Raw genomic sequence first — 18,768 nt, 5'->3', positions numbered from 1 at the left:
TCGCATATTCTGGACTACACCATGACTGAGGCAGTAATCGTTTCGACCGCGCGGACCGCACTCGCAAAGAGCTGGAAGGGCGCATTCAACCTGACGCATGGCGCGACGCTGGGCGGCCACGCGGTGCAGCACGCCATCGCGCGCGCAGGCATTGAGCCGGCAGAGGTGGAAGACGTGCTGATGGGCTGCGCAAACCCGGAAGGCGCGACCGGCGGCAATATCGCCAGGCAGATTGCATTGCGCGCGGGCTGTCCTGTGAGCGTGCCGGGCGCCACCGTTAACCGCTTTTGCTCTTCGGGATTGCAGACGATTGCCATGGCCGCGCAGCGGGTGTTGGCGGGCGAGGGCGACATTTTCGCGGCGGGTGGAGTCGAAAGTATTTCATGGACGCAGAGGCAGATGAATCAGACCTTTGCGGCCGATCCCTGGCTCATGCGGGAAAAGCCGGAAATCTACTGGAGCATGCTGCAGACCGCGGAACAGGTCGCAAAGCGCTACGAAATCTCGAAGGAGCGTCAGGACGAGTACGGCGCGCGAAGCCAGCAACGCGCGGCGGCGGCGCAGGCGGCGGGCCTGTTCAACGAGGAGATCGTGCCGATGACCGTGCTCGCGGGCGTGACCGACAAGGCCACCGGTCAGATCGTGACGCGTGAATTGACGATTGCCGCCGATGAAGGGATTCGGGCAGAGACGACGCTCGAAGGCGTGGCGAAGATCCGCACGGCGTTCCCGGGCGGCGTGATCTCGGCGGGCAACGCGTCGCAGTTTTCCGATGGCGCATCGGCCACGGTGGTGATGAACGCACGCCTGGCGCAGGCGAGAGGCATCGAGCCGCTCGGCGTGTTTCGCGGCTTTGCGGTGGCGGGTTGCGAGCCCGATGAGATGGGCATCGGGCCGGTGTTCGCCGTACCGAAGCTCTTGAAGAAAGCCGGCCTCAAGGTCGAAGACATCGGCCTGTGGGAACTCAACGAGGCATTCGCCGTGCAGGTGCTCTATTGCGCGGACCAGCTCGGCATTCCGATGGAACGCCTCAACGTGAATGGCGGTGCGATTGCGGTTGGGCATCCGTTCGGCGTTTCAGGCGCTCGTCTCGTTGGGCATGCGCTCATCGAAGGCAAACGGCGCGGTGCGAAGCACGTCGTGGTGACGATGTGCATCGGTGGCGGCCAGGGCGCCGCGGGCCTGTTCGAAGTCCTGTGAGCCGGAGGCCGCATGTCATTGATCCTGTCCCGTCGGGACCTGAATTTTCTGCTGTATGAATGGCTGGATGTCGAGGCGCTTACGCGTATTCCACGTTATGCCGACCACACGCGCGAGACCTTCGACGCGGCGCTCGAGACCTGCGAGAAGATCGCGACCGACCGCTTCGAGACCCACAACAAGAAAAGCGACCAACACGAGCCGCACTTCGACGGTGAGACAGTCCACATCATCCCCGAGGTGAAGGCTGCGCTCGACGCATTCTCTGATGCAGGCCTCATGGCGGCGGGGCAGGATTACGAACTCGGCGGCATGCAGTTGCCGCTCGTGGTCGAGAAAGCGGGCTTTGCGTGGTTCATGGCCGCGAACGTGGGCACGGCAGGCTATCCGTTTCTGACTATCGCCAATGCCAACCTGCTTCTCGCGCACGGTACACCTGCGCAAATCGAGGCGTTCGTGCGGCCCGCGATGGAAGGGCGCTTCTTTGGCACGATGTGCCTCTCGGAGCCGCAGGCCGGCTCGTCGCTTTCCGATATTGCAACGCGCGCGGAGTATGAGGGCGAATCGCCATTCGGCCCGCAGTATCGTCTGCGCGGCAACAAGATGTGGATCTCGGGCGGCGAGCACACGCTTGCGGAGAATATCGTTCATCTGGTGCTCGCGAAGATTCCGGGTCAGGACGGCAAACTCGCACCGGGCGTGAAGGGCATCTCGCTGTTCATCGTGCCGAAGTTTCTACTGAACGAGGACGGTTCATGTGGAGAGCACAATGACGTCACGCTGGCGGGCCTGAATCACAAGATGGGACACCGGGGCACGACCAACTGCCTGTTGAATTTCGGCGAGGGCACGAGGTACCGGCCGCACAATGCGGCGGGCGGTGCGATCGGCTATCTGGTCGGCAAGCCTGGCGAGGGGCTCGCGTGCATGTTCCATATGATGAATGAGGCGCGCATCGGCGTGGGGCTGGGCGCGTCGGCGCTCGGCTACACCGGCTACCTGCACGCGCTCGACTACGCGCGCAACCGGCCGCAGGGCCGTGGGGCGGGGCCGGGCGGCAAGGATCCTTCTAGCGCACAGGTGCGGCTCGTCGAGCACGCAGACATCCGCCGCATGCTGCTCGCCCAGAAGAGCTACGCCGAGGGAGCGCTGGCGCTGACGCTGTATTGCGCAAAACTCGTGGACGAAGAGCGTGGCGCCCATGCAGCGGGTGACAGTCAGGCCAGCGAACGTGCGAAGCTGTTGCTCGACATTCTCACCCCCATAGCCAAGAGCTGGCCATCGCAATGGTGCCTCCACGGCAATAGCCTGGCAATACAGGTACATGGCGGCTACGGCTATACGCGCGAATACAACGTTGAGCAGTTCTACCGCGACAACCGTCTCAACCCGATTCATGAAGGCACGCATGGCATCCAGGGCATCGACCTGCTCGGGCGCAAGGTGACGATGAAGCAGGGCGCGGCGCTGCGGGCACTGGACGAAACGATGAGGAGAACGAGCCAGCGCGCACTGGAAAGGGGTGATGCTGGCGTGGAGGAATATGGCCTCGCTCTGGGTACAGCGGTATCGCGGCTCATGAGCGTGACGCACCGCTTATGCAATACGGGTGACCTGACGCTTACGCTGTCGAACGCTTCTCTGTACCTGGAAGCCTTCGGCCACATCACGCTGGCGTGGATATGGCTGGAGCAGGCGCTGGTTGCGCGCGACGCGCTGATACGAAACGATGGCGCGACCGACGAATCGTTCTATCACGGCAAGCTCGCTGCCGCGCGCTATTTCTTCCGCTGGGAGTTGCCGCGCGTCTTTGCGCAGCTCGATCTGCTCGATTCGCTGGAGCGCAGCACGCTCGACATGCAGGACGCGTGGTTTTGAACCCGCGACCCGATGTCTTTTCCGGCCACGAAAGGCCGGAGCGTGCATTGGCCCCATCAACCCTTCGAAGCGTCGCCGGCGGAGCCGTAGGCGATCCATCCACCGTCGACCGGCAAGGTCACGCCGGTAACATACGACGCCCAGTCGGACGCGAGGAATGCGACGGCCTGCGCGACCTCGTGCGGATGCCCGAGACGGCCCATCGGTGTTCGGCGTTGCAGCGCCACGAGGTCGAGTCTGCCGCTGCTCGTCATCTCCTTGAGCGGCGGCGTGCGGATGATGGCAGGCGCGACGGCGTTCACGCGTATGCCCTTCTGGGCCCACTCGCAGGCCATCGAGCGTGTCAGCATGACGATGCCCGCTTTCGACGCCGTATAGGCATTGATGGCCGGGCCACCCACGAGGCCGTAGATCGACGCAATATTCACGATCGCGCCGCTGCCCTGCGCGAGCATCATTGAACCGACGGCTCTCGACATCAGCCAGGTGCCGGTCAAATTGACGTCGATCGTTCGCTGCCAGGTCGCCAGTTGTTGCTTTACCGTGCGCTCGGCGGGTTCGAGCACGCCGGCGTTGTTCACGAGGATGTCGATCCGCCCCATATGGGCGACGGCCTCGCCGGTGATGCGTTGCACGTCGGCTTCCGACGACACGTCGCCGTGAAGCATGATGTGTCCCGGCGTATTGGCGGCAGCATTCACGTCCGATGTGCAGACTTCGGCGCCCTGGCTCGCAAAGAACTCCGCGACGGCGGCGCCTATGCCGCTGGCGCCGCCGGTCACGAGTACCTTCTTGCCACTGAAATCAATGTGTGAGTGGCAGTGATCCTTGTTTTCCATCGCGCTCCTCCAATGTGTCGACGTGCTCATCTGCCCGTGAAGACGGGCTTGCGTTTCTCCAGCATCGCGTTGACGGCCTCGCGGTGATCGTCCGATTTGCTCGAGAGCCATTCGTATGAGATGCAGGTGTCCATGATGGAATGTGCGAGCTGCTTGAGGCCGATATTCGCGGATACTTTCGTCCATCGGATTGCCTTCTGCGCGCCGGCTGCGAGGGGTCCGGCGAATTCATTCACGCGCTCGTCCAGTTGGGCTGCCGGCACCGCGTGATTGATCAGGCCGATGCTTGCGGCATCGCTGGCCGATAGCGGCTCACCGGTCAAGAGATATTCCTTCGCGCGTGCATAACCGATCAGTTGCGGCCAGATCACGGCGCCGCCGTCACCGGCGACCAGTCCGACGCCCACATGCGGGTCGCCGATCTTTGCCGTGTCGGCCGCGAAGATCACGTCGCAGAACAACGCGATGGTCGCGCCGAGGCCGATCGCGTGACCGTTCATCTTGACGATGATCGGCTTTTCACAATCGAGCAGCGAGAAGATGATCTGTTTGGCTTCTCGCGCCGTCGACCGAAATGCATCGGGATCGTCAAACCCGTTTTTCATCGCTGCGAAGTCGCCGCCGGCAGAAAATGCCCACCCGGCTCCAGTCAGAATTATTATGTCGGAATCCAAATCGTTGTTGGCATCGGTGAACACCCGTGCCATCTCCGCGTGCAGCCGCGCATTGAATGCGTTCAATTGCTCGGGACGATTGAGTGTGATCTCCAGAATGCGGCCACGCCGCGAGAAACTGATGTGCTGATAATCAACGAAATTCATTTCAACTCCGTATTTATTTCAGTTCAGTACTGCCAATACGAGGATAGCAATTCGATTTTCTTCACGTCCCCTCGAAAGGAGGGGGCTGCCCGGAGTGGCCCGATGGTAACTTGACCGGACTATTGCAGCGGCACTTGAGGTTCGAGTTTGATTCGAGCGTAGCCACACCGCCTGCTGGGCGCGGCATCGAACGAACCGCGAGTTGCGTCCGGGCATTGCCGCGGTGCTGGATACGGTTGACGCCAGGTCACCTCTTAATTCTTGTCAGATATCGTTTGGGAGCGAATATGTCCGATTTGGAAGGTAAGGTCGCGATTGTCACCGGTGGAGCCGCAGGAATCGGCCGGGCCACGGCGCTGCGATTTGCCGAAGCGGGTGCAAGTGTTGTCGTCGCAGATGTGATTGACGTCGCGGGCGACGAAGTGGTTGCCGAAATCGAGCGAAATGGCGGACGGGCCATGTTTCAGCGTGTGGATGTCAGCCGCGATGAAGATTGCGCGGCCATGGTCGAGGCAACGATCGATCGCTTCGGGAAACTGGATATCGCATTCAATAACGCTGGCGTTTCCGGTCATGTATCCAGGACGGAAGACCAGGGATTGGAGAACTGGAACAGAATCATCGGCGTCAACCTGAGCGGTGTATTCAATTGCATGGTGCACCAGTTGAAGGTGATGAAGGCTTCCGGTGGCTCAATCGTCAATACCGCTTCCGTGGCGGGCATCAGAGGGGCGCCCTATAGTTCGGCATACTCCGCTTCCAAGCACGGTGTCATCGGTTTGACCCGGTCTGCGGCAAGGGAATATGGAAAGCAGGGAATCCGCATCAACGCCGTTTGCCCGGGATACATCAAGACGGCGATGGCGGCGGACCTGAAATCCCAATCCGCTCCCGGGTCGACGGAAGCGGTGCTGGCGGCCACCATTCTGCGCCGTCCCGCTGAACCCGAAGAGGTTGCCGATCTGGTGTTGTGGCTCTGCTCCGCGAAAGCATCGTTCGTAACCGGTGCACATTACATCGTTGATGGCGGCTTTACGGCATAGCGAGTTCCCGGAAAGCCCGCGCGTAAATTCTATTTGATCAATTCCTGCTTTCGCGCCCATAGCATTGCGTCATAGCGGCTGGATACGCCGAGCTTGAGATAAACGTTGCGCAGATTCCATTTCACGGTTTCGAGGGTAATATCGAGCGCAAGCGCGATTCGCTTGTTGGACATGGCTTGCGCGACGAGGTCGAGAATTTCGACTTCGCGCTGCGTCAGAACAGGTTGCAACTTCGACGAGCCGGCGCGACGCGGCGTACCCGAAGGGCTATTGGGCAGGACACTGTCCGGAAACCTCGCGATCAGCTCCGTTGCATATTCCAGCGTGGCGGCCTCGGCTTTCCGCTCGCGCAACATTTCGCACAGCAGTGCGGCAGCGGGCGCGCCTTCGTCCACGAACGTGCGCACGAAACCGAAATGCCGTGCTGCGCCGACAGCCCGCGCGAGACAACGCTGTGCCTCGTCGAACTGACGCTCGTCCGAGCGCAGGATGGCCGAAAGCAGGTCGTTGAGTGCCGCCAGCCTGCTGCGGCCGAATGCTGTAGCGTGGCGCCCGGCGATTTCCAGGACCCGCAGCGCATCGGCGGGGCGCGCTCCACGCAACACGCGCGCGCGGGCGATTGCCGCGATCGCTGGAAGCTCGGCCAGATAACCCTGTTCGGCCGAATGTGCCTGCGCGATCTCGTCGAGCGAAGCCAGCGCCTCCATTGCCTGCGCGCGGTTGTGTTCGAGAAGCCATATCTTGACCTGCTCCGCCAGCATATGCGCGGCGGCGCGGTTGCGGCGCATGCCGCGCAGGTAGGCGGTCTGGTGCTGCAGAAAGGTGAGCGCCGCGTCGGGGCTTTCCTGCAGCAGATCGAGGCGAGCGCGGACCAGCGACGTGTGGATGATGATATCGGGCCCGTAAGACTGCAGCAGCTCGCGGCGATTGGCGATCATCTCCCTCGCGTCGTCGACGCGGTCGAGCTCGTAGTACGCGTCCGCCAGCACGCTCGCGCTCACGTTGGCGCTAATCGAGTTGCGGCCGGTAGCACGAACGCACTGATCGGGCAGGGTCGAGTACGTTCGCTCGACCTCGCGCACATTGCCTTCGAGCAGCATGGCCGCCGCGCGGGCGGCTCGCGCGACGAGCGCCATATCGTTGTTTCGGTCTGCCCATGAAATGGGGTGATGTTCGAACAAGCGTTGCGCGTCAGCGTAGCGGCCTGCCGCGGCATAAGCCGAAGCCAGCTCGGAAACCAGCAGGTACCGCAGAAGTGAATTTTCGATCGTTGTATCGCGCAGCGGCTCCAGCAGTTCGATCATGCGATGCGTGTCGTCGTGCTGTAGCGCGATGGCGGCCTGGATCAGCGGCAGGCTGCGCGCGATCTCCGGATGCCGGGATAGCGCATCCGTTTGCAAGCGGGACAGCCACGTCTGGACTTTCGCCGCGCGCGTCGTGAGCGCAACGGTCAGGCAGGCGATGAACAGCAGCCGGTGATGCCTGAACAACGTTTCCTCAGGCAGACGCTCGAGCAGGCGCAGGGTCGGCCCCACATATTCCGCGTTCCACGTCGCGGGCGCCGCCCGTTCGATGATCGATACGGCGAATTCCACATCGTCGGCTGAACTGGCGTGGTGCACCGATTCGGCGAAAAAACCGTGCTCGGCGAACCAGCGGCTCGTGCGTCGATGCAGTTCACGCACCACCGCGCTATCGCGCCGGGCGAGCCGAGTAGCGAGGAACTCGCCGAAAAGCGGATGAAATCGATACCATGCACGCCGATCGTTCGAATCGACACGCATGATCAGCAGATTCTCCTCTTCCATGCGATGCAACAGGTCGGCGGCGCGCTCGTTTCCGGTGATCGAGCGCGCGAGCTGCGCGTTGAAGCGCCGAACCACCGAGAGACCTTCCGCAAACTCCGCGAGTTCAGCCGGGAGGTCGGCCATGACTTCTTCGCTCAGATACGTCTGCAGATCGCTCGAGCGCGAGACGAGATCGTGCAGTATCGCGCGCGTGTCCGGACGATTCTTCAGCATGGTGACGATCAACTGGATGCAGGACGGCCAACCGCTCGTCAGTTCGTGAATGAGCGTGACATCGTCCGCGTTGAGCTTGCCTGGCCCCAGATTCTCGTCAATGAAGGTGCGTGTTTCGTGCAGATCGAACGGTAGCCCATCGCTCTCGACTTCTACGAGCTGATCCATCACGCGCAGCCGGCTCAGGGACAACGGTGGCGAGACGCGGGACGCGATCACGAGATGAAAATTTCCCGGTCCGTAATCTGCCAGCTTCTGTATGAATTTGTGCGCGAGGGGAGCCTCGACGTGGTGGTAATCGTCGATGACGAGATACAGCTCGCCCGGCAACTCGGCCACGGCGTCGACTATTGTGGCGACGAACGCGTCCAGTACGGCAGCGCTCCCGTTGTCGACCAGCGGGCCTGTCCCGGCGAGAATGCCGGCGCGCTGCATTGCCGCGAAAATGGCGGTGCAAAAGTCGGTAAAGCTATTGTCGTCGGCCGTCAGTGAAAGCCACGCGACCTTCGCACCGGCTTTCAGACAGGCCGCGCGCCATTGCGCGAGCAAGGTCGTCTTGCCGTAGCCCGCGCTACCGGTAACGAGCGCAAGGCGGCAATATCGCATACGTTGCAACTGCTCGAGCAAGCTTGTGCGTGTGACGTATTTGGCACCGATGCGCGGCGGGGGAAACCTGGTAGAAACCAGGCGTTTGGAGAAAGAGGGATTCAAGGCGTTACCAGTCGATGCCCGGTTGCCTGGGCGCTCTGGCAAGAGCGCTGTACCGTCTCATCGCAGATCTGCAAACGGACAGCCTCTCCTGGAAGAAGCCAAAGGCATGGTTAAACACTAGCTTGCCACGACCGCAACGGTGAAACGATGCAGTGGAAGTTCTGTTGCGCTCGAAGCCTGGTCTGGCGAAGCCGACGGACTGAACGGCGGTTCCGGTTACTTGATGACAACCGGATTCACGGGCGCGCCGCTGCCGTTGACGATCTTCAGCGGCGCGGCCGCGTACAGGAATGACCATTGCCCGTCGTCCGCACAGTCGGCGGCGAGCGGATCGAGCTGCGCGATCTCGGTCAAGGTGACGCCGAGGTTGCGCATCAGCGCGTTGTGCAACAGCAGTGCGGCGCCCGAGGCCGGATCGATCGTGACTTCGTTCGCCATGGTGTCGGTCACGAGATTTGGAATTTCCATGTCCTTGAACCACTCGACGAGCTCGGGGCTATAGGTCAGACCCGGCTCGACGTAATCCTTGTAGAACTCAGCCTTGTCGCGCTGATAGAAAGAGCCGATCCAGCCGGTGCGGATCAGGAGGATATCGCGCTTCTCGATTTTCACGTCCTGGGCGTCGGCGGCATCAAGCAGATCGCGGTGCGTGAACGTCTCGCCCGGATCGAGCACCGCCTTGCCCCGATGGCGTGCGATGTCGACCAGCACGCCGCGCCCGACGATGCCGCGTTCCGCGATCGGCAGCACGCTCGCCTTCGACAGACCGCCGATGGTCGATTGCGCATCGTAGCCATTCCAAAGCTGGTCGTCGTGCCACACGTGGCCGAGCGCGTCGTACTGCGTCGAACCTTGCAGATACATGATCATCATGTCGTCCGCGTACTGGGCGAGCCCCGGGAACAAAGGTCCCTTGCCGCACATCCAGTGTCCCTTGTCCATCACATTCATGCGGCACGCCTGCATCCGGCCGGGCCGGACCGGATCGCCTTCCGGGTGCGCCATCTGAATCTGCAACGTGAAGGTCTTGCCAGAGCGCACCGCCTGGACGCCGCGCAGCACTTCGGCGTGCGTCAGGTAATTCAGCGAGCCGACCTCGTCGTCGGGGCCCCATTTGCCCCAGTTCTTCGGGGCATCGCGCAGTAGTTCGGCAATCTGGGGAACGGTTTTCTGTTCCATGCATTCACTCCCTCTCGATACGCAGTTCCGCGCTCCGGTGGCATCCGTCGCGACGTGAATCAACGCGCTTTCGGGCACGACGGCGCGCTCGTGTCCAGTGCGGTCAAGAAACGATTCGATGAGACCGTTCACGCGCGGTCCCTGCTCGTGCACCACCCAGTGACTACCCTCGGGAATGCGTTCAATCCGCAGGTCTGCGAAGTATTGCTCGGCGCCATTCAGGCATCCCGTGAGGAGAAGCCGATCGCGCTCGCCCCAGATGACCAGCGTCGGAACCTTCACGAGCAGTGCCTGGGCGTCGGTTGGCAGGGGAGCGAGTTCCGTGCCCTGGCTATTGGTCTGACGCGCCACTGACGCGCGATAGTAGGACAGACCGGCGCGCACGGAGCCAGGCGTCGACCACATGCGTCGATACCCGGCCTGCAGCGCCTCGTCGAACCACGGCGGAAGGCCGTCGTAGTCCCCGCCGGTCATGATGAAGCCCTTCAGATACTCGAAGTCGTTTGCGCAGATCCCGACTTCCGAGCCTTCCTTGGCGAACAGCTGGATGTAGGCGCTTGCCGCTTGCTGATCCGGATTGGTTGCGAGCTCCCGCCGAAACACTGCCGGATGCGGAATGTTGATCATGACGAGACCACGCAGGCGGTTTGGGTGAGCAAGCGCGAATGCACACGCAATCGCGCCACCCCAATCATGCCCCACCAGCACGCATTGCTCGTGGCCGAGATGGTCCAGCAGCGCACGCAGATCGTCGACCAGATGTTGAACGCCATAGCCATCGGTCTGCATGGGACCGCTCGATTCGTTCACGCCGCGGGTGTCCAGCGCGACTGCGTGATAGTGCTGTCCGAACCAGGCCAGCTGCGCTTGCCATGCCAGCCAGCATTCGGGAAAACCATGTACGAACAGCAGGAGCGGGCGATCGGGCTCGCCGCAGCTCGCGTAGTGAAACGTATGGGTATTGAGCGTCACGTAATGGTGACGGATCTCTGGGGGCATGCGCAGCTCCTTGGCAACAGGTTCGAGAGGGAAGTACGTCTCGCTCGGCGGGCGCAGACAGTGTCGCTGTACGCGTTGGATATGAAGCGTACCGTTTTACCGGGTCGTTTCTCCCCCTTGTTTCGAGGGGGCGAGGGCGCCGATTTCTGTGTTTAGATGATGTCCAGCACGGCTTGGAACGCAGCGTAACCAGGGTTGCGTCCCTGCCTCGTCCAGCCGACAGATTACGGTATTCCTGAAACCGGAATTCGACTCACAATGACCCAAAGACCCTTCAACGACGACATCGATATGGCACACGCAGACACAATGCCGGGAATTCATGCACCTACCATCGCGCGCTACATGGGTGCGCCCGTGGAACTCGCCACCGCGTCAAACGGCGCTGTCGTCAATCGCGCGGCGCTGGAGGGCTTGTACGCATCGGAGCCGCATGTCCCGGAGGTACGCAAAATCACAGACGGCGTCTGGTCGATCATTGGACATAGCCTGGTGAACGTCCATGTCATCGAAGGCGAGCGCGGGCTGATCGTCTACGACACCGGATTCAGTGTGAAGGAAGCCGAAACGATCCTGCACGACATCCGCAAGGTCAGCGCAAAGCCCGTTACGGCGATCATTTACAGTCACTGGCACTATATCTGGGGCGCAGGCGTGATCGCGGAGGGCAACAAGGATGTGGAGATCGTCGCGCATCCGAATCTGCCGAAAAACCTCGCTTCGCCCGATCTGCCGATTCCGGAACTGGACATTGTGCAGAACGTCCGCGCCATGCAGCAGTTCAACAATTTCATGCCCGCCGAAGGTCCGGATGCGGCGATCGCGCCGCTGATGGACTTCAAGCCTGAACGCGCGATGCTGCCGCCGACGCGACTCGTCCAGCACGAGGAAGAAGCCGTGATCGATGGCGTGCGCATGCGCTTCCTTACGAAATATGGTTCCGATGCGGACGACTGCATCACGGTATGGCTGCCGGAGCAGAAAGTGGCGCTGACCAACATGCTCTGGCATGCGATTCCGAACGTCTATCCGCTGCGCGGCGCGGCGTTTCGCGATCCGCGCAGCTGGATTGCGGGTCTGAGAGAGATCCGCGACCTGGATCCCGAATACGTGCTGTCGACCCACACTTTCCCGATCATGGGAAAAGAAGCGTCGCACAGGACCGTAACCGGGTACATGGACGCTCTTGCCTTCATCTACGACCAGACCGTGCGCGGCGCACTGAAAGGGCTCAGCCTGCAGGACCTCAAGCACACGCTGGTGCTGCCCGGTGCGCTCAAGGAGATCCCGCAGAACGCGGAAGTGTACGGTGAACTGTCCGCTTTTCCGCAGGCCATCTTCCAGCACGCGCTCGGATGGTTCGACGGCGATGCGGCCAACATCAACACGCTGCCCACCGTGGTGGAAGCCCAGAAGATGGCGGAGCTCGCCGGCGGTCGCGAGCAACTGATGGCGGCTGCCGGGAAGGCACTGGACAACAACGAATTCGCGTGGGCGGCGCAACTTGCCAACTATCTGTACCGTCTCGATCCGCGCGATCCCGCGGTGCGCCGCACCAAGGCCACGGCGTTGCGCAAGATGGCGCAGGTGGCGACGGGCTCGATCGCACGAGCCTTCCTGATTTCTCAGGCACGCGCCCTCGAAGGCAGCACGAAGATTCCGCGCGTGCTCTTCTTGCCCATTGCACGCCTGATGCTCGCGGACCCTGCGGTGCTGGTCAACCATTTCCGCGTGCGTATCGACCCGGTCAAGGCGGAGGGCGTCGACTGCGTGCTGGCGGTGCGATTCACGGATGTCGACAGGACTTACGGACTGCATGTGCGCAACGGCGTGGCGGAATTCCTGGCCAATCCGGCGAGCCACTATCGGCAGGCGGAGGACACCATCGTGCTGCCGCGGCTTGCATGGGCGAAGTTCTACAACGGCGAATACGATGTGGACGCACTGCTGGCCGATCCGACGACGCATATCGAAGGCAGCCGCGAGCGGGTACATACGTTCCTCGGCCGCTTCGACCATCTCGATCCGAAGACGAATTTCAGCATTCCGCCGATGGACTGATGGCGGGCGTCCCGGGTCGGAACTGGAGGCTGTGGGACGGCGAAAGCAGGAGTCGAGGCAGTTGGATTTCGAACTTCAATACGGAAAATCGAAACGTATCATGTCCACTAGCAACGTTCGCGAGATCGAGTCAAAGGCCGCCGCCGCAGTCCAGCGATTTGCCACGGCGGCGACGCGTGCAGCACAGCAACAGGCGCTGAGTGAATTGCCGCCCGACGATCCTCTCGACGAGCAGGATGCGCGCCGCGGCTTCATCGGCACAATCCCGGACGCCGAAGTACGCGATGCCTATGGGCGTCTTGTCTGGAGCCTCGGCGACTACGGTTTCCTGGACGAACCGCAGGCTCCCGATACGGCCCATCCCGCGTTATGGCGGCTCGCGCGTCTGAACGCGATTCACGGCCTGTTCCAGGTCACGGAGCGCATCTATCAGGTACGCGGCTTCGACCTCTCGAATATGACGATAATCGAAGGCGACACCGGCCTAATCATTATCGATCCGATGTCGACCAAGGAAACGGCGCAGGCCGCGCTCGGCCTTTATCGGCAGCACCGGCCCGCCAAGCCGGTTGTGGCGGTGATCTACAGCCATAGTCATGTCGATCATTTTGGTGGCGCGAAAGGCGTCGCGGATGTCGCCGACGTACGGGCCGGAAAAATCGCCGTCATTGCGCCGGAAGGGTTCATGCAAGAGGCCGTGTCCGAGAATGTTCTCGCCGGAACCGCGATGGCACGCCGGGCGCAATTCCAGTTCGGCCATACGCTGGAGCGCAATGCGTGTTGTCAGATCGACTCCGGACTCGGCAAGAATGGCCCGCGAGGAACGCTTACGCTGATTGAGCCCACGCTGCTGATTCGCAACGAAAGCGAAACGCATGTGATCGACGGCGTCGAAATTGTGTTCCAGCTCACGCCGGACAGCGAAGCGCCTGCGGAGATGCATTTTTTCTTTCCGCAACTGCGTGCGCTGAATCTTGCGGAGAACGGTACGCGTACATTGCACAATCTATGTCCGCTGCGTGGGGCACAGGTGCGTAATGCGTTTCTGTGGTCGCGTTACCTCCAGCGTTCCCTGGAGCGATACGCACCGCATGCGGACGTGGTTTTCGCGCAGCATCACTGGCCGACATGGGGCGCAGAGCGCATCACCGCCTATCTGGAACAGCAGCGCGACGTATACAAGTATCTGCATGACCAGACCGTGCGTCTGATGAATCATGGCTTAACCGCCGCAGAAATCGCGGAACAGATGCGGTTACCAGAGAGCCTCGCTTCGCAGTGGCACACGCGGGGCTACTACGGAACGGTTTCGCACAATGTCAAAGCCATCTATCAGCATTACCTGAGCTGGTACGACGGCAACCCGAGCCAGCTCCATGCGTTGCCGCCCGAGATGTCCGCACCGCGCTATGTCGAATACATGGGCGGGGCCGATTCGATGCTCGAACGCGCGCGCCGCGATTTCGAGCGTGGCGAATACCGCTGGGTCGCGCAGGTGATGAACCATCTGGTGTTCGCGCAGCCCGCGTTGCGCGACGCGCGCGAGCTGGGGGCCGCTGCGCTCGAGCAGATGGGTTTCCAGGCCGAGTCCGCCACGTGGCGCAATGCATTTCTGCTGGGCGCGCGGGAACTGCGCGAAGGACTTGGGCTTTCGTCGGGTTTCAACAAGCGTAGCGCCGACATGGTGTGCGCGATGACCGACGAGATGTTTTTCGACTACCTCTCGATAAGAATCGATGGATTGAAGGCGCAGCACCTGGCGTTGCGTATCGATTGGCAGTTCGCCGATACAGGCAGCCGCTATTCCTTGAATCTTCAGAACGGAGTGCTCACGCATTCGACGCAGGCGTCGCGACAACCTGCGCACGTTGCGCTGACCATGACGCGCGCGTTGCTCAACCGGATTTTGTGCGGCGAATCCGGCTTCGCCGAATCCATCGATTGCGGTGAGATTCATCTCGAGGGTGAATCGCAGCGTTTCGTGGACATGCTCGGCATGCTCGATACATTCACTGGCCACTTCAATGTCGTCGAGCCTTGAGCACCGGCCGGCTATTGGCCGACCTGCGCGCCCGCGGAGGGCGCTCTGAAATGCATTTATACGGTCGGGTCCGAAACGACTTCCTGACGTTTGCGAGGCTTCGCATCGGGGCTGCACACGTCAATCACTGGAATACGGGGGCAATCAAGGATGACTAATGCAGCATATCGGCCACTTCGGGCATGGAGCATTTCCTCGCTCCTTACCGGACTGGCGTTGATCAATTTTCTCGACAAGATCGCTCTCGGGATGGTGGCCGTGCCACTGATGGTGGAACTCAAGATTTCCGCATTCAAGTTCGGGCTGCTGGCGGGGAGCTTCTTCTGGGTATTCTCGATTGCGGGTGTGGTCCTTAGCTTCCTGGCCGACCGATATCCCGCACGGTGGATATTGCTCGTGCTGGTGGCCAGCTGGTCTGTACTGCAGGTTCCGCTGATTTTCGCTCATGGTCTCATGACCATTCTGATCTGCCGCGTGGCGCTCGGCGCGGCAGAAGGGCCATCCATGCCCATTGCGATGCATGCGCTTTTCAAATGGTTTCCCAACGAGAAGCGAAACCTGCCGCTGGCCATTCTGAATCAGGGCGCCGCGTTCGGCCTCGTGCTGGCTGGCCTCGTGATTCCGCTCGTTTCAAAGCATTTTGGCTGGCGAGTTAACTTCATACTTCTCGCGGTCATTGGCGCGGTCTGGTGTCTCTTGTGGCTCGTCTTCGGCCGGGAGGGCACCCTGGACGGACCACGCGGCGCTTCTGACAAGACCGGTGGCGTTTCGATGTCCGACAAGTCGGCGCAGCGAGTGCCTTACCGCAGCATCCTGACCGTACCGTCCGTGTTCATTCTCTTCCTGATCGGTCTCGCGGCCTACTGGACAAGCGCGTTGTTCCTGACCTGGCTGCCTGCCTATCTGCAATTGGGCCTGGGCTTCGACGCCGTGACTTCAGGCCGGCTCTTTTCGTTCGCAGCACTGCTAACGGCGCCCTATAACATCGTGCTGAGCTTGCTGTCGGATCGCATGCTTGCTCGCGGCGCATCGAGCCGGACGGCGCGCGTCAACTTCATTACCGCGGCTTTTCTTCTCGCAGGCATGTTGTTCATCGGTCTGGCCGTGATTAACGTCGCGCCCTTGCCCAAGGCATTGTTGCTTAGCGTTGCGACGTGCCTCCCGACGATCTGCTTTGGGTTCGTTCCCGCTGTCCTTGCGGAACTGGTGCCGGCAGTCCAGCGCAGCTCGATCATGGGAATCTATCTCGGCATCGCCACCAGCGCGGGCGCGATTTCGCCGACGGTGATGGGGCGACTGGTGGAGCACTATCACGGCGCAGGCGCCTTCGGGTATCAGCTTGGCTTTGCAATCGGTGGAGGACTGTTGATTGTCGTAGCGCTGCTGGGTATCCGCTATCTGCATCCCGAGCGGGTGCGTCAAACACATGTGCGGGCGGCGAGCAGCATCGCCTGAGCGCACGAACCGCCGACGAATATCGCAGGCAAAAAACTGGGGGAGTAAACGGGTGAGACTTTCTTTGGCGCTTGATGAAATACGAATGCTCGCGAGTGACGCCTATGCGTTTGGGTTCTCGCTGGTCGATAACTACCGCATCCTTTACTCGTATTTCGAAAATCGCGACGATCCCGAGTACAAGGGGCCGTGGAATACGATCGTGAATGTGGGACGCGTCTACACGCCAAAAGATACGGCCATTCACACGCCAAATTCCGATACGCCGTATTCGTTCCTGGGCGCGGACCTGCGCACGGAGCCGCTGGTCCTGACGATGCCGCCGGTCGAGGGTGGCCGCTATTTTTCTGCGCAGTTTATCGACCTTTACACATTCAACTTTGCCTACGCCGGTACCCGCACCACAGGAAACGGAGGCGCGCGAATCATGCTGGCCGGGCCAGCATGGAACGGCGATACGCCCGATGGCATAGAAAAGGTGTTTCGTTGCGAGACCGAACTTGGCCTCGTGATGTACCGGACCCAGCTCTACGGCCCGGACGACCTTGAAGCGGTGAAAGAGGTGCAATCGGGATACACGGTGCAGAGCTTGTCGCAATACCTCGGCAGGCCCGCGCCGCCACCCGCGCCGCCCATCGTCTTTGCGAAACCGCTTTCCGCTCAGGAAGAACGCACGTCGCTCGAATTCTTCGCGTTGCTGAATTTCATCTTGCGTTTCTGCCCGACGCACCCTTCGGAGCGGGAACTGCTGGCGCGTTTCGAGAAACTGGGAATTGGCGCGGGCAGGACGTTCGATGCCAAGCGTCTGTCGCCGGAAGAGCGGCAGGCGATCGGCGACGGCATGGCGGATGCATGGAAAGCGGTCGCCGAGGTCCGCAGGCAATACGGTTCAACCGTGAATGTCGGCGACATCCTTGGCTCACGCGAGCATTTGAGGAATAACTACACATATCGGATGACGGCCACGGCAGCAGGCATCTATGGACATTCGGTGGAGGAGGCGTACTACCACGGGTATCTGATGGATGAGGCTGGAAAGCCGTACGACACCGGCAAACATCGCTACATGCTGAGATTCGAACCGGGGCAACTGCCGCCGGTCGACGCGTTCTGGTCCTTGACGCCGTATGAACTTCCGTCGCAGTTGCTGGTGGACAATCCGATCGGACGCTACCTTGTCAATTCGGCGATGCTGCCCGCGCTCAAGCGTGATCCCGACGGCGCCGTGACGATCTATATCCAGCATGAACGGCCCGCACATGATGAGGAATCCAACTGGCTGCCGGCCCCGAATGGCCCGCTGAAGATCGCGCTGCGGCTTTATCTGCCGAAGTCCGAGGTGCTGAGCGGCACATGGAAGCCGCCGGTGCTGCGGTTCCGATGACGTTTTCAGGGAAGCGGCCAGTGACGTTCCTCGATACCAGCGATAAGAGTGCAATCGTGACATTGCAGACAACTCAGCCTTCCGCATCGACGCACAGCATGGTGAATTCATCCACGCGCGGTGCAGAGATTGCTGAAGGCACATCGAACGTGGTGGCAGTGACGCTCGACAATTACATTCGGGCGGAAACCGACAAGTACTTCTGCGCGGTCGCGGGGCGGGGCGCTTTGGGCCGGTTCGTCCATCGTCGCGCGATGGTCGAGCTGGACAAACAGACCGTCGTGCGCCCCAACCGCGATACGCTCTATTCGACAGCGGTGTTCGACCTGGGTGCCGGCCCCGTCACGGTTACGCTGCCCGACGCGGGGGAGCATTACCGCTCGCTGCAGGTCATCGACGAGGACCACTACACGTACCCGTTGGTTTATGTTTCGGGCTCGCATACTTTCGACATCGAACAGTTGGGTACCCGTTACGTGCTCATGGGCGTTCGCATCCTTGCCAACCCCGACGATCCGGTCGACATGCGGCGCGCCCATGCCTTGCAGGATGCCATCGAGGTATCGCAGCGGGACGTCGGTAGCTTCGAAGTGCCGAATTGGGATCGGGCCGGATTGAAGACGATCCGCGACGCTTTGCTGGTGCTGGGTACGAGCCTGTCCGACACCCGCCGGATGTTCGGCACTCGGGAGCAGGTGCATCAGATACACCATCTGGTGGGAACGGCGATGGCCTGGGGCGGCATCCCCGAGCAAGACACGCTCTATTTGCCGATTACGCCAGCGTACAACGATGGCCATACCGTGTACCGCATGACCGTGGGAGAGGTGCCGGTCGACGGTTTCTGGTCCGTGAGTGTCTATAACGCCGATGGCTATTTCGAGCCGAACGGGCTGGAGGCTTATTCGGTGAACAACCTCACGGCGAAGCGGGGCAGCGACGGCACAGTGACGATCCAGTTCGGTGGCTGCGATGGAAGAACTCCAAACTGTCTGCCGACGATGCCCGGCTGGAATTATCTGGTTCGGTTGTATCGGCCGCGCGGGGCGGTGCTGCGCGGCGAATGGACTTTCCCGCTTGCGCAGCCGGTGTGCCAGGGCGATCGAAATTTTTCAACGATGCAACGGGAGCAGTGA

12 protein-coding genes are annotated in these 18,768 nt (G+C 61.3%); 8 read left to right on the top strand and 4 right to left on the bottom strand.

Translation table 11 applies throughout. From position 1 onward, the window contains the following. The first annotated feature begins 21 nt into the window (after positions 1 to 21). Entirely contained in the window at positions 22 to 1,200 is a 1,179-nt protein-coding gene (locus P5W98_RS18455) for an acetyl-CoA C-acyltransferase (RefSeq protein WP_421026605.1), read from the top strand. A 12-nt stretch (positions 1,201 to 1,212) separates the two neighbouring features. After that, entirely contained in the window at positions 1,213 to 3,078 is a 1,866-nt protein-coding gene (locus P5W98_RS18450) for an acyl-CoA dehydrogenase (protein ID WP_421026606.1), read from the top strand. A gap of 56 nt (positions 3,079 to 3,134) precedes the next feature. Here the strand turns inward: P5W98_RS18450 and P5W98_RS18445 are convergent, their stop codons facing one another. Beyond that, positions 3,135 to 3,917, bottom strand: a complete 783-nt coding sequence (locus P5W98_RS18445; RefSeq protein ID WP_421026607.1) for an SDR family NAD(P)-dependent oxidoreductase — start codon at positions 3,915 to 3,917, stop codon at positions 3,135 to 3,137. A gap of 26 nt (positions 3,918 to 3,943) precedes the next feature. After that, positions 3,944 to 4,738, bottom strand: coding sequence for an enoyl-CoA hydratase/isomerase family protein (locus P5W98_RS18440; protein ID WP_421026608.1), 795 nt, complete (start codon positions 4,736 to 4,738; stop codon positions 3,944 to 3,946). Between the two features lie 287 nt (positions 4,739 to 5,025). On the opposite strand from P5W98_RS18440, the gene P5W98_RS18435 reads away from it, so the two are divergent. Then, positions 5,026 to 5,781 carry an SDR family NAD(P)-dependent oxidoreductase gene (locus P5W98_RS18435; RefSeq protein ID WP_421026609.1) on the top strand — a complete coding sequence of 252 codons (756 nt, stop codon included), beginning with the start codon at positions 5,026 to 5,028 and terminating at the stop codon, positions 5,779 to 5,781. Positions 5,782 to 5,810: 29 nt separating this feature from the next. Here P5W98_RS18435 and P5W98_RS18430 read toward each other — a convergent pair whose 3' ends face one another. After that, the gene (locus P5W98_RS18430) at positions 5,811 to 8,408 is read right to left on the bottom strand and encodes a LuxR C-terminal-related transcriptional regulator (protein WP_421026610.1); all 2,598 of its coding nucleotides are present in this window, start codon (positions 8,406 to 8,408) and stop codon (positions 5,811 to 5,813) included. 321 nt (positions 8,409 to 8,729) lie between these two features. After that, complete coding sequence (locus P5W98_RS18425) at positions 8,730 to 10,691, bottom strand: alpha/beta fold hydrolase (protein WP_434715547.1); 1,962 nt, start codon at positions 10,689 to 10,691, stop codon at positions 8,730 to 8,732. A gap of 258 nt (positions 10,692 to 10,949) precedes the next feature. On the opposite strand from P5W98_RS18425, the gene P5W98_RS18420 reads away from it, so the two are divergent. From P5W98_RS18420 to P5W98_RS18400, 5 genes are all read left to right on the top strand, one after another. After that, positions 10,950 to 12,752 (top strand): alkyl sulfatase dimerization domain-containing protein, encoded by a 1,803-nt coding sequence (locus tag P5W98_RS18420; RefSeq protein WP_421026611.1) that lies wholly within the window; start codon positions 10,950 to 10,952, stop codon positions 12,750 to 12,752. Positions 12,753 to 12,852: 100 nt separating this feature from the next. Beyond that, positions 12,853 to 14,793, top strand: a complete 1,941-nt coding sequence (locus tag P5W98_RS18415) for an alkyl/aryl-sulfatase (protein WP_421027069.1) — start codon at positions 12,853 to 12,855, stop codon at positions 14,791 to 14,793. A gap of 216 nt (positions 14,794 to 15,009) precedes the next feature. Next, entirely contained in the window at positions 15,010 to 16,248 is a 1,239-nt protein-coding gene (locus P5W98_RS18410) for an MFS transporter (protein WP_421026612.1), read from the top strand. 85 nt (positions 16,249 to 16,333) lie between these two features. Continuing rightward, positions 16,334 to 17,632 carry a DUF1254 domain-containing protein gene (locus P5W98_RS18405; protein ID WP_421026613.1) on the top strand — a complete coding sequence of 433 codons (1,299 nt, stop codon included), beginning with the start codon at positions 16,334 to 16,336 and terminating at the stop codon, positions 17,630 to 17,632. Continuing rightward, a complete protein-coding gene (locus P5W98_RS18400) occupies positions 17,602 to 18,768 on the top strand; it encodes a DUF1254 domain-containing protein (RefSeq protein ID WP_421026614.1) in 1,167 nt (388 codons plus the stop codon). Before P5W98_RS18405 ends, P5W98_RS18400 begins: the two co-directional genes overlap by 31 nt.

Source organism: Paraburkholderia sp. A1BS-2L (genome assembly GCF_051125205.1).
Taxonomy (GTDB): Bacteria; Pseudomonadota; Gammaproteobacteria; order Burkholderiales; family Burkholderiaceae; genus Paraburkholderia.
Note: the sequence above shows the minus strand (reverse complement) of the source record. Positions and strands in the feature narration are given on the sequence as shown.

What these genes read in the sequence shown, in the direction of transcription:
- P5W98_RS18455 (WP_421026605.1), top strand. Translation starts at nt 22, where the DNA reads ATGACTGAGGCAGTAATCGTTTCGACCGCGCGGACCGCACTCGCAAAG.
- P5W98_RS18430 (WP_421026610.1), bottom strand. Translation starts at nt 8,408, where the DNA reads ATGCGATATTGCCGCCTTGCGCTCGTTACCGGTAGCGCGGGCTACGGC.
- P5W98_RS18440 (WP_421026608.1), bottom strand. Translation starts at nt 4,738, where the DNA reads ATGAATTTCGTTGATTATCAGCACATCAGTTTCTCGCGGCGTGGCCGC.
- P5W98_RS18405 (WP_421026613.1), top strand. Translation starts at nt 16,334, where the DNA reads ATGCTCGCGAGTGACGCCTATGCGTTTGGGTTCTCGCTGGTCGATAAC.
- P5W98_RS18450 (WP_421026606.1), top strand. Translation starts at nt 1,213, where the DNA reads ATGTCATTGATCCTGTCCCGTCGGGACCTGAATTTTCTGCTGTATGAA.
- P5W98_RS18420 (WP_421026611.1), top strand. Translation starts at nt 10,950, where the DNA reads ATGACCCAAAGACCCTTCAACGACGACATCGATATGGCACACGCAGAC.
- P5W98_RS18435 (WP_421026609.1), top strand. Translation starts at nt 5,026, where the DNA reads ATGTCCGATTTGGAAGGTAAGGTCGCGATTGTCACCGGTGGAGCCGCA.
- P5W98_RS18425 (WP_434715547.1), bottom strand. Translation starts at nt 10,691, where the DNA reads ATGCCCCCAGAGATCCGTCACCATTACGTGACGCTCAATACCCATACG.
- P5W98_RS18445 (WP_421026607.1), bottom strand. Translation starts at nt 3,917, where the DNA reads ATGGAAAACAAGGATCACTGCCACTCACACATTGATTTCAGTGGCAAG.
- P5W98_RS18400 (WP_421026614.1), top strand. Translation starts at nt 17,602, where the DNA reads ATGGAAGCCGCCGGTGCTGCGGTTCCGATGACGTTTTCAGGGAAGCGG.
- P5W98_RS18415 (WP_421027069.1), top strand. Translation starts at nt 12,853, where the DNA reads ATGTCCACTAGCAACGTTCGCGAGATCGAGTCAAAGGCCGCCGCCGCA.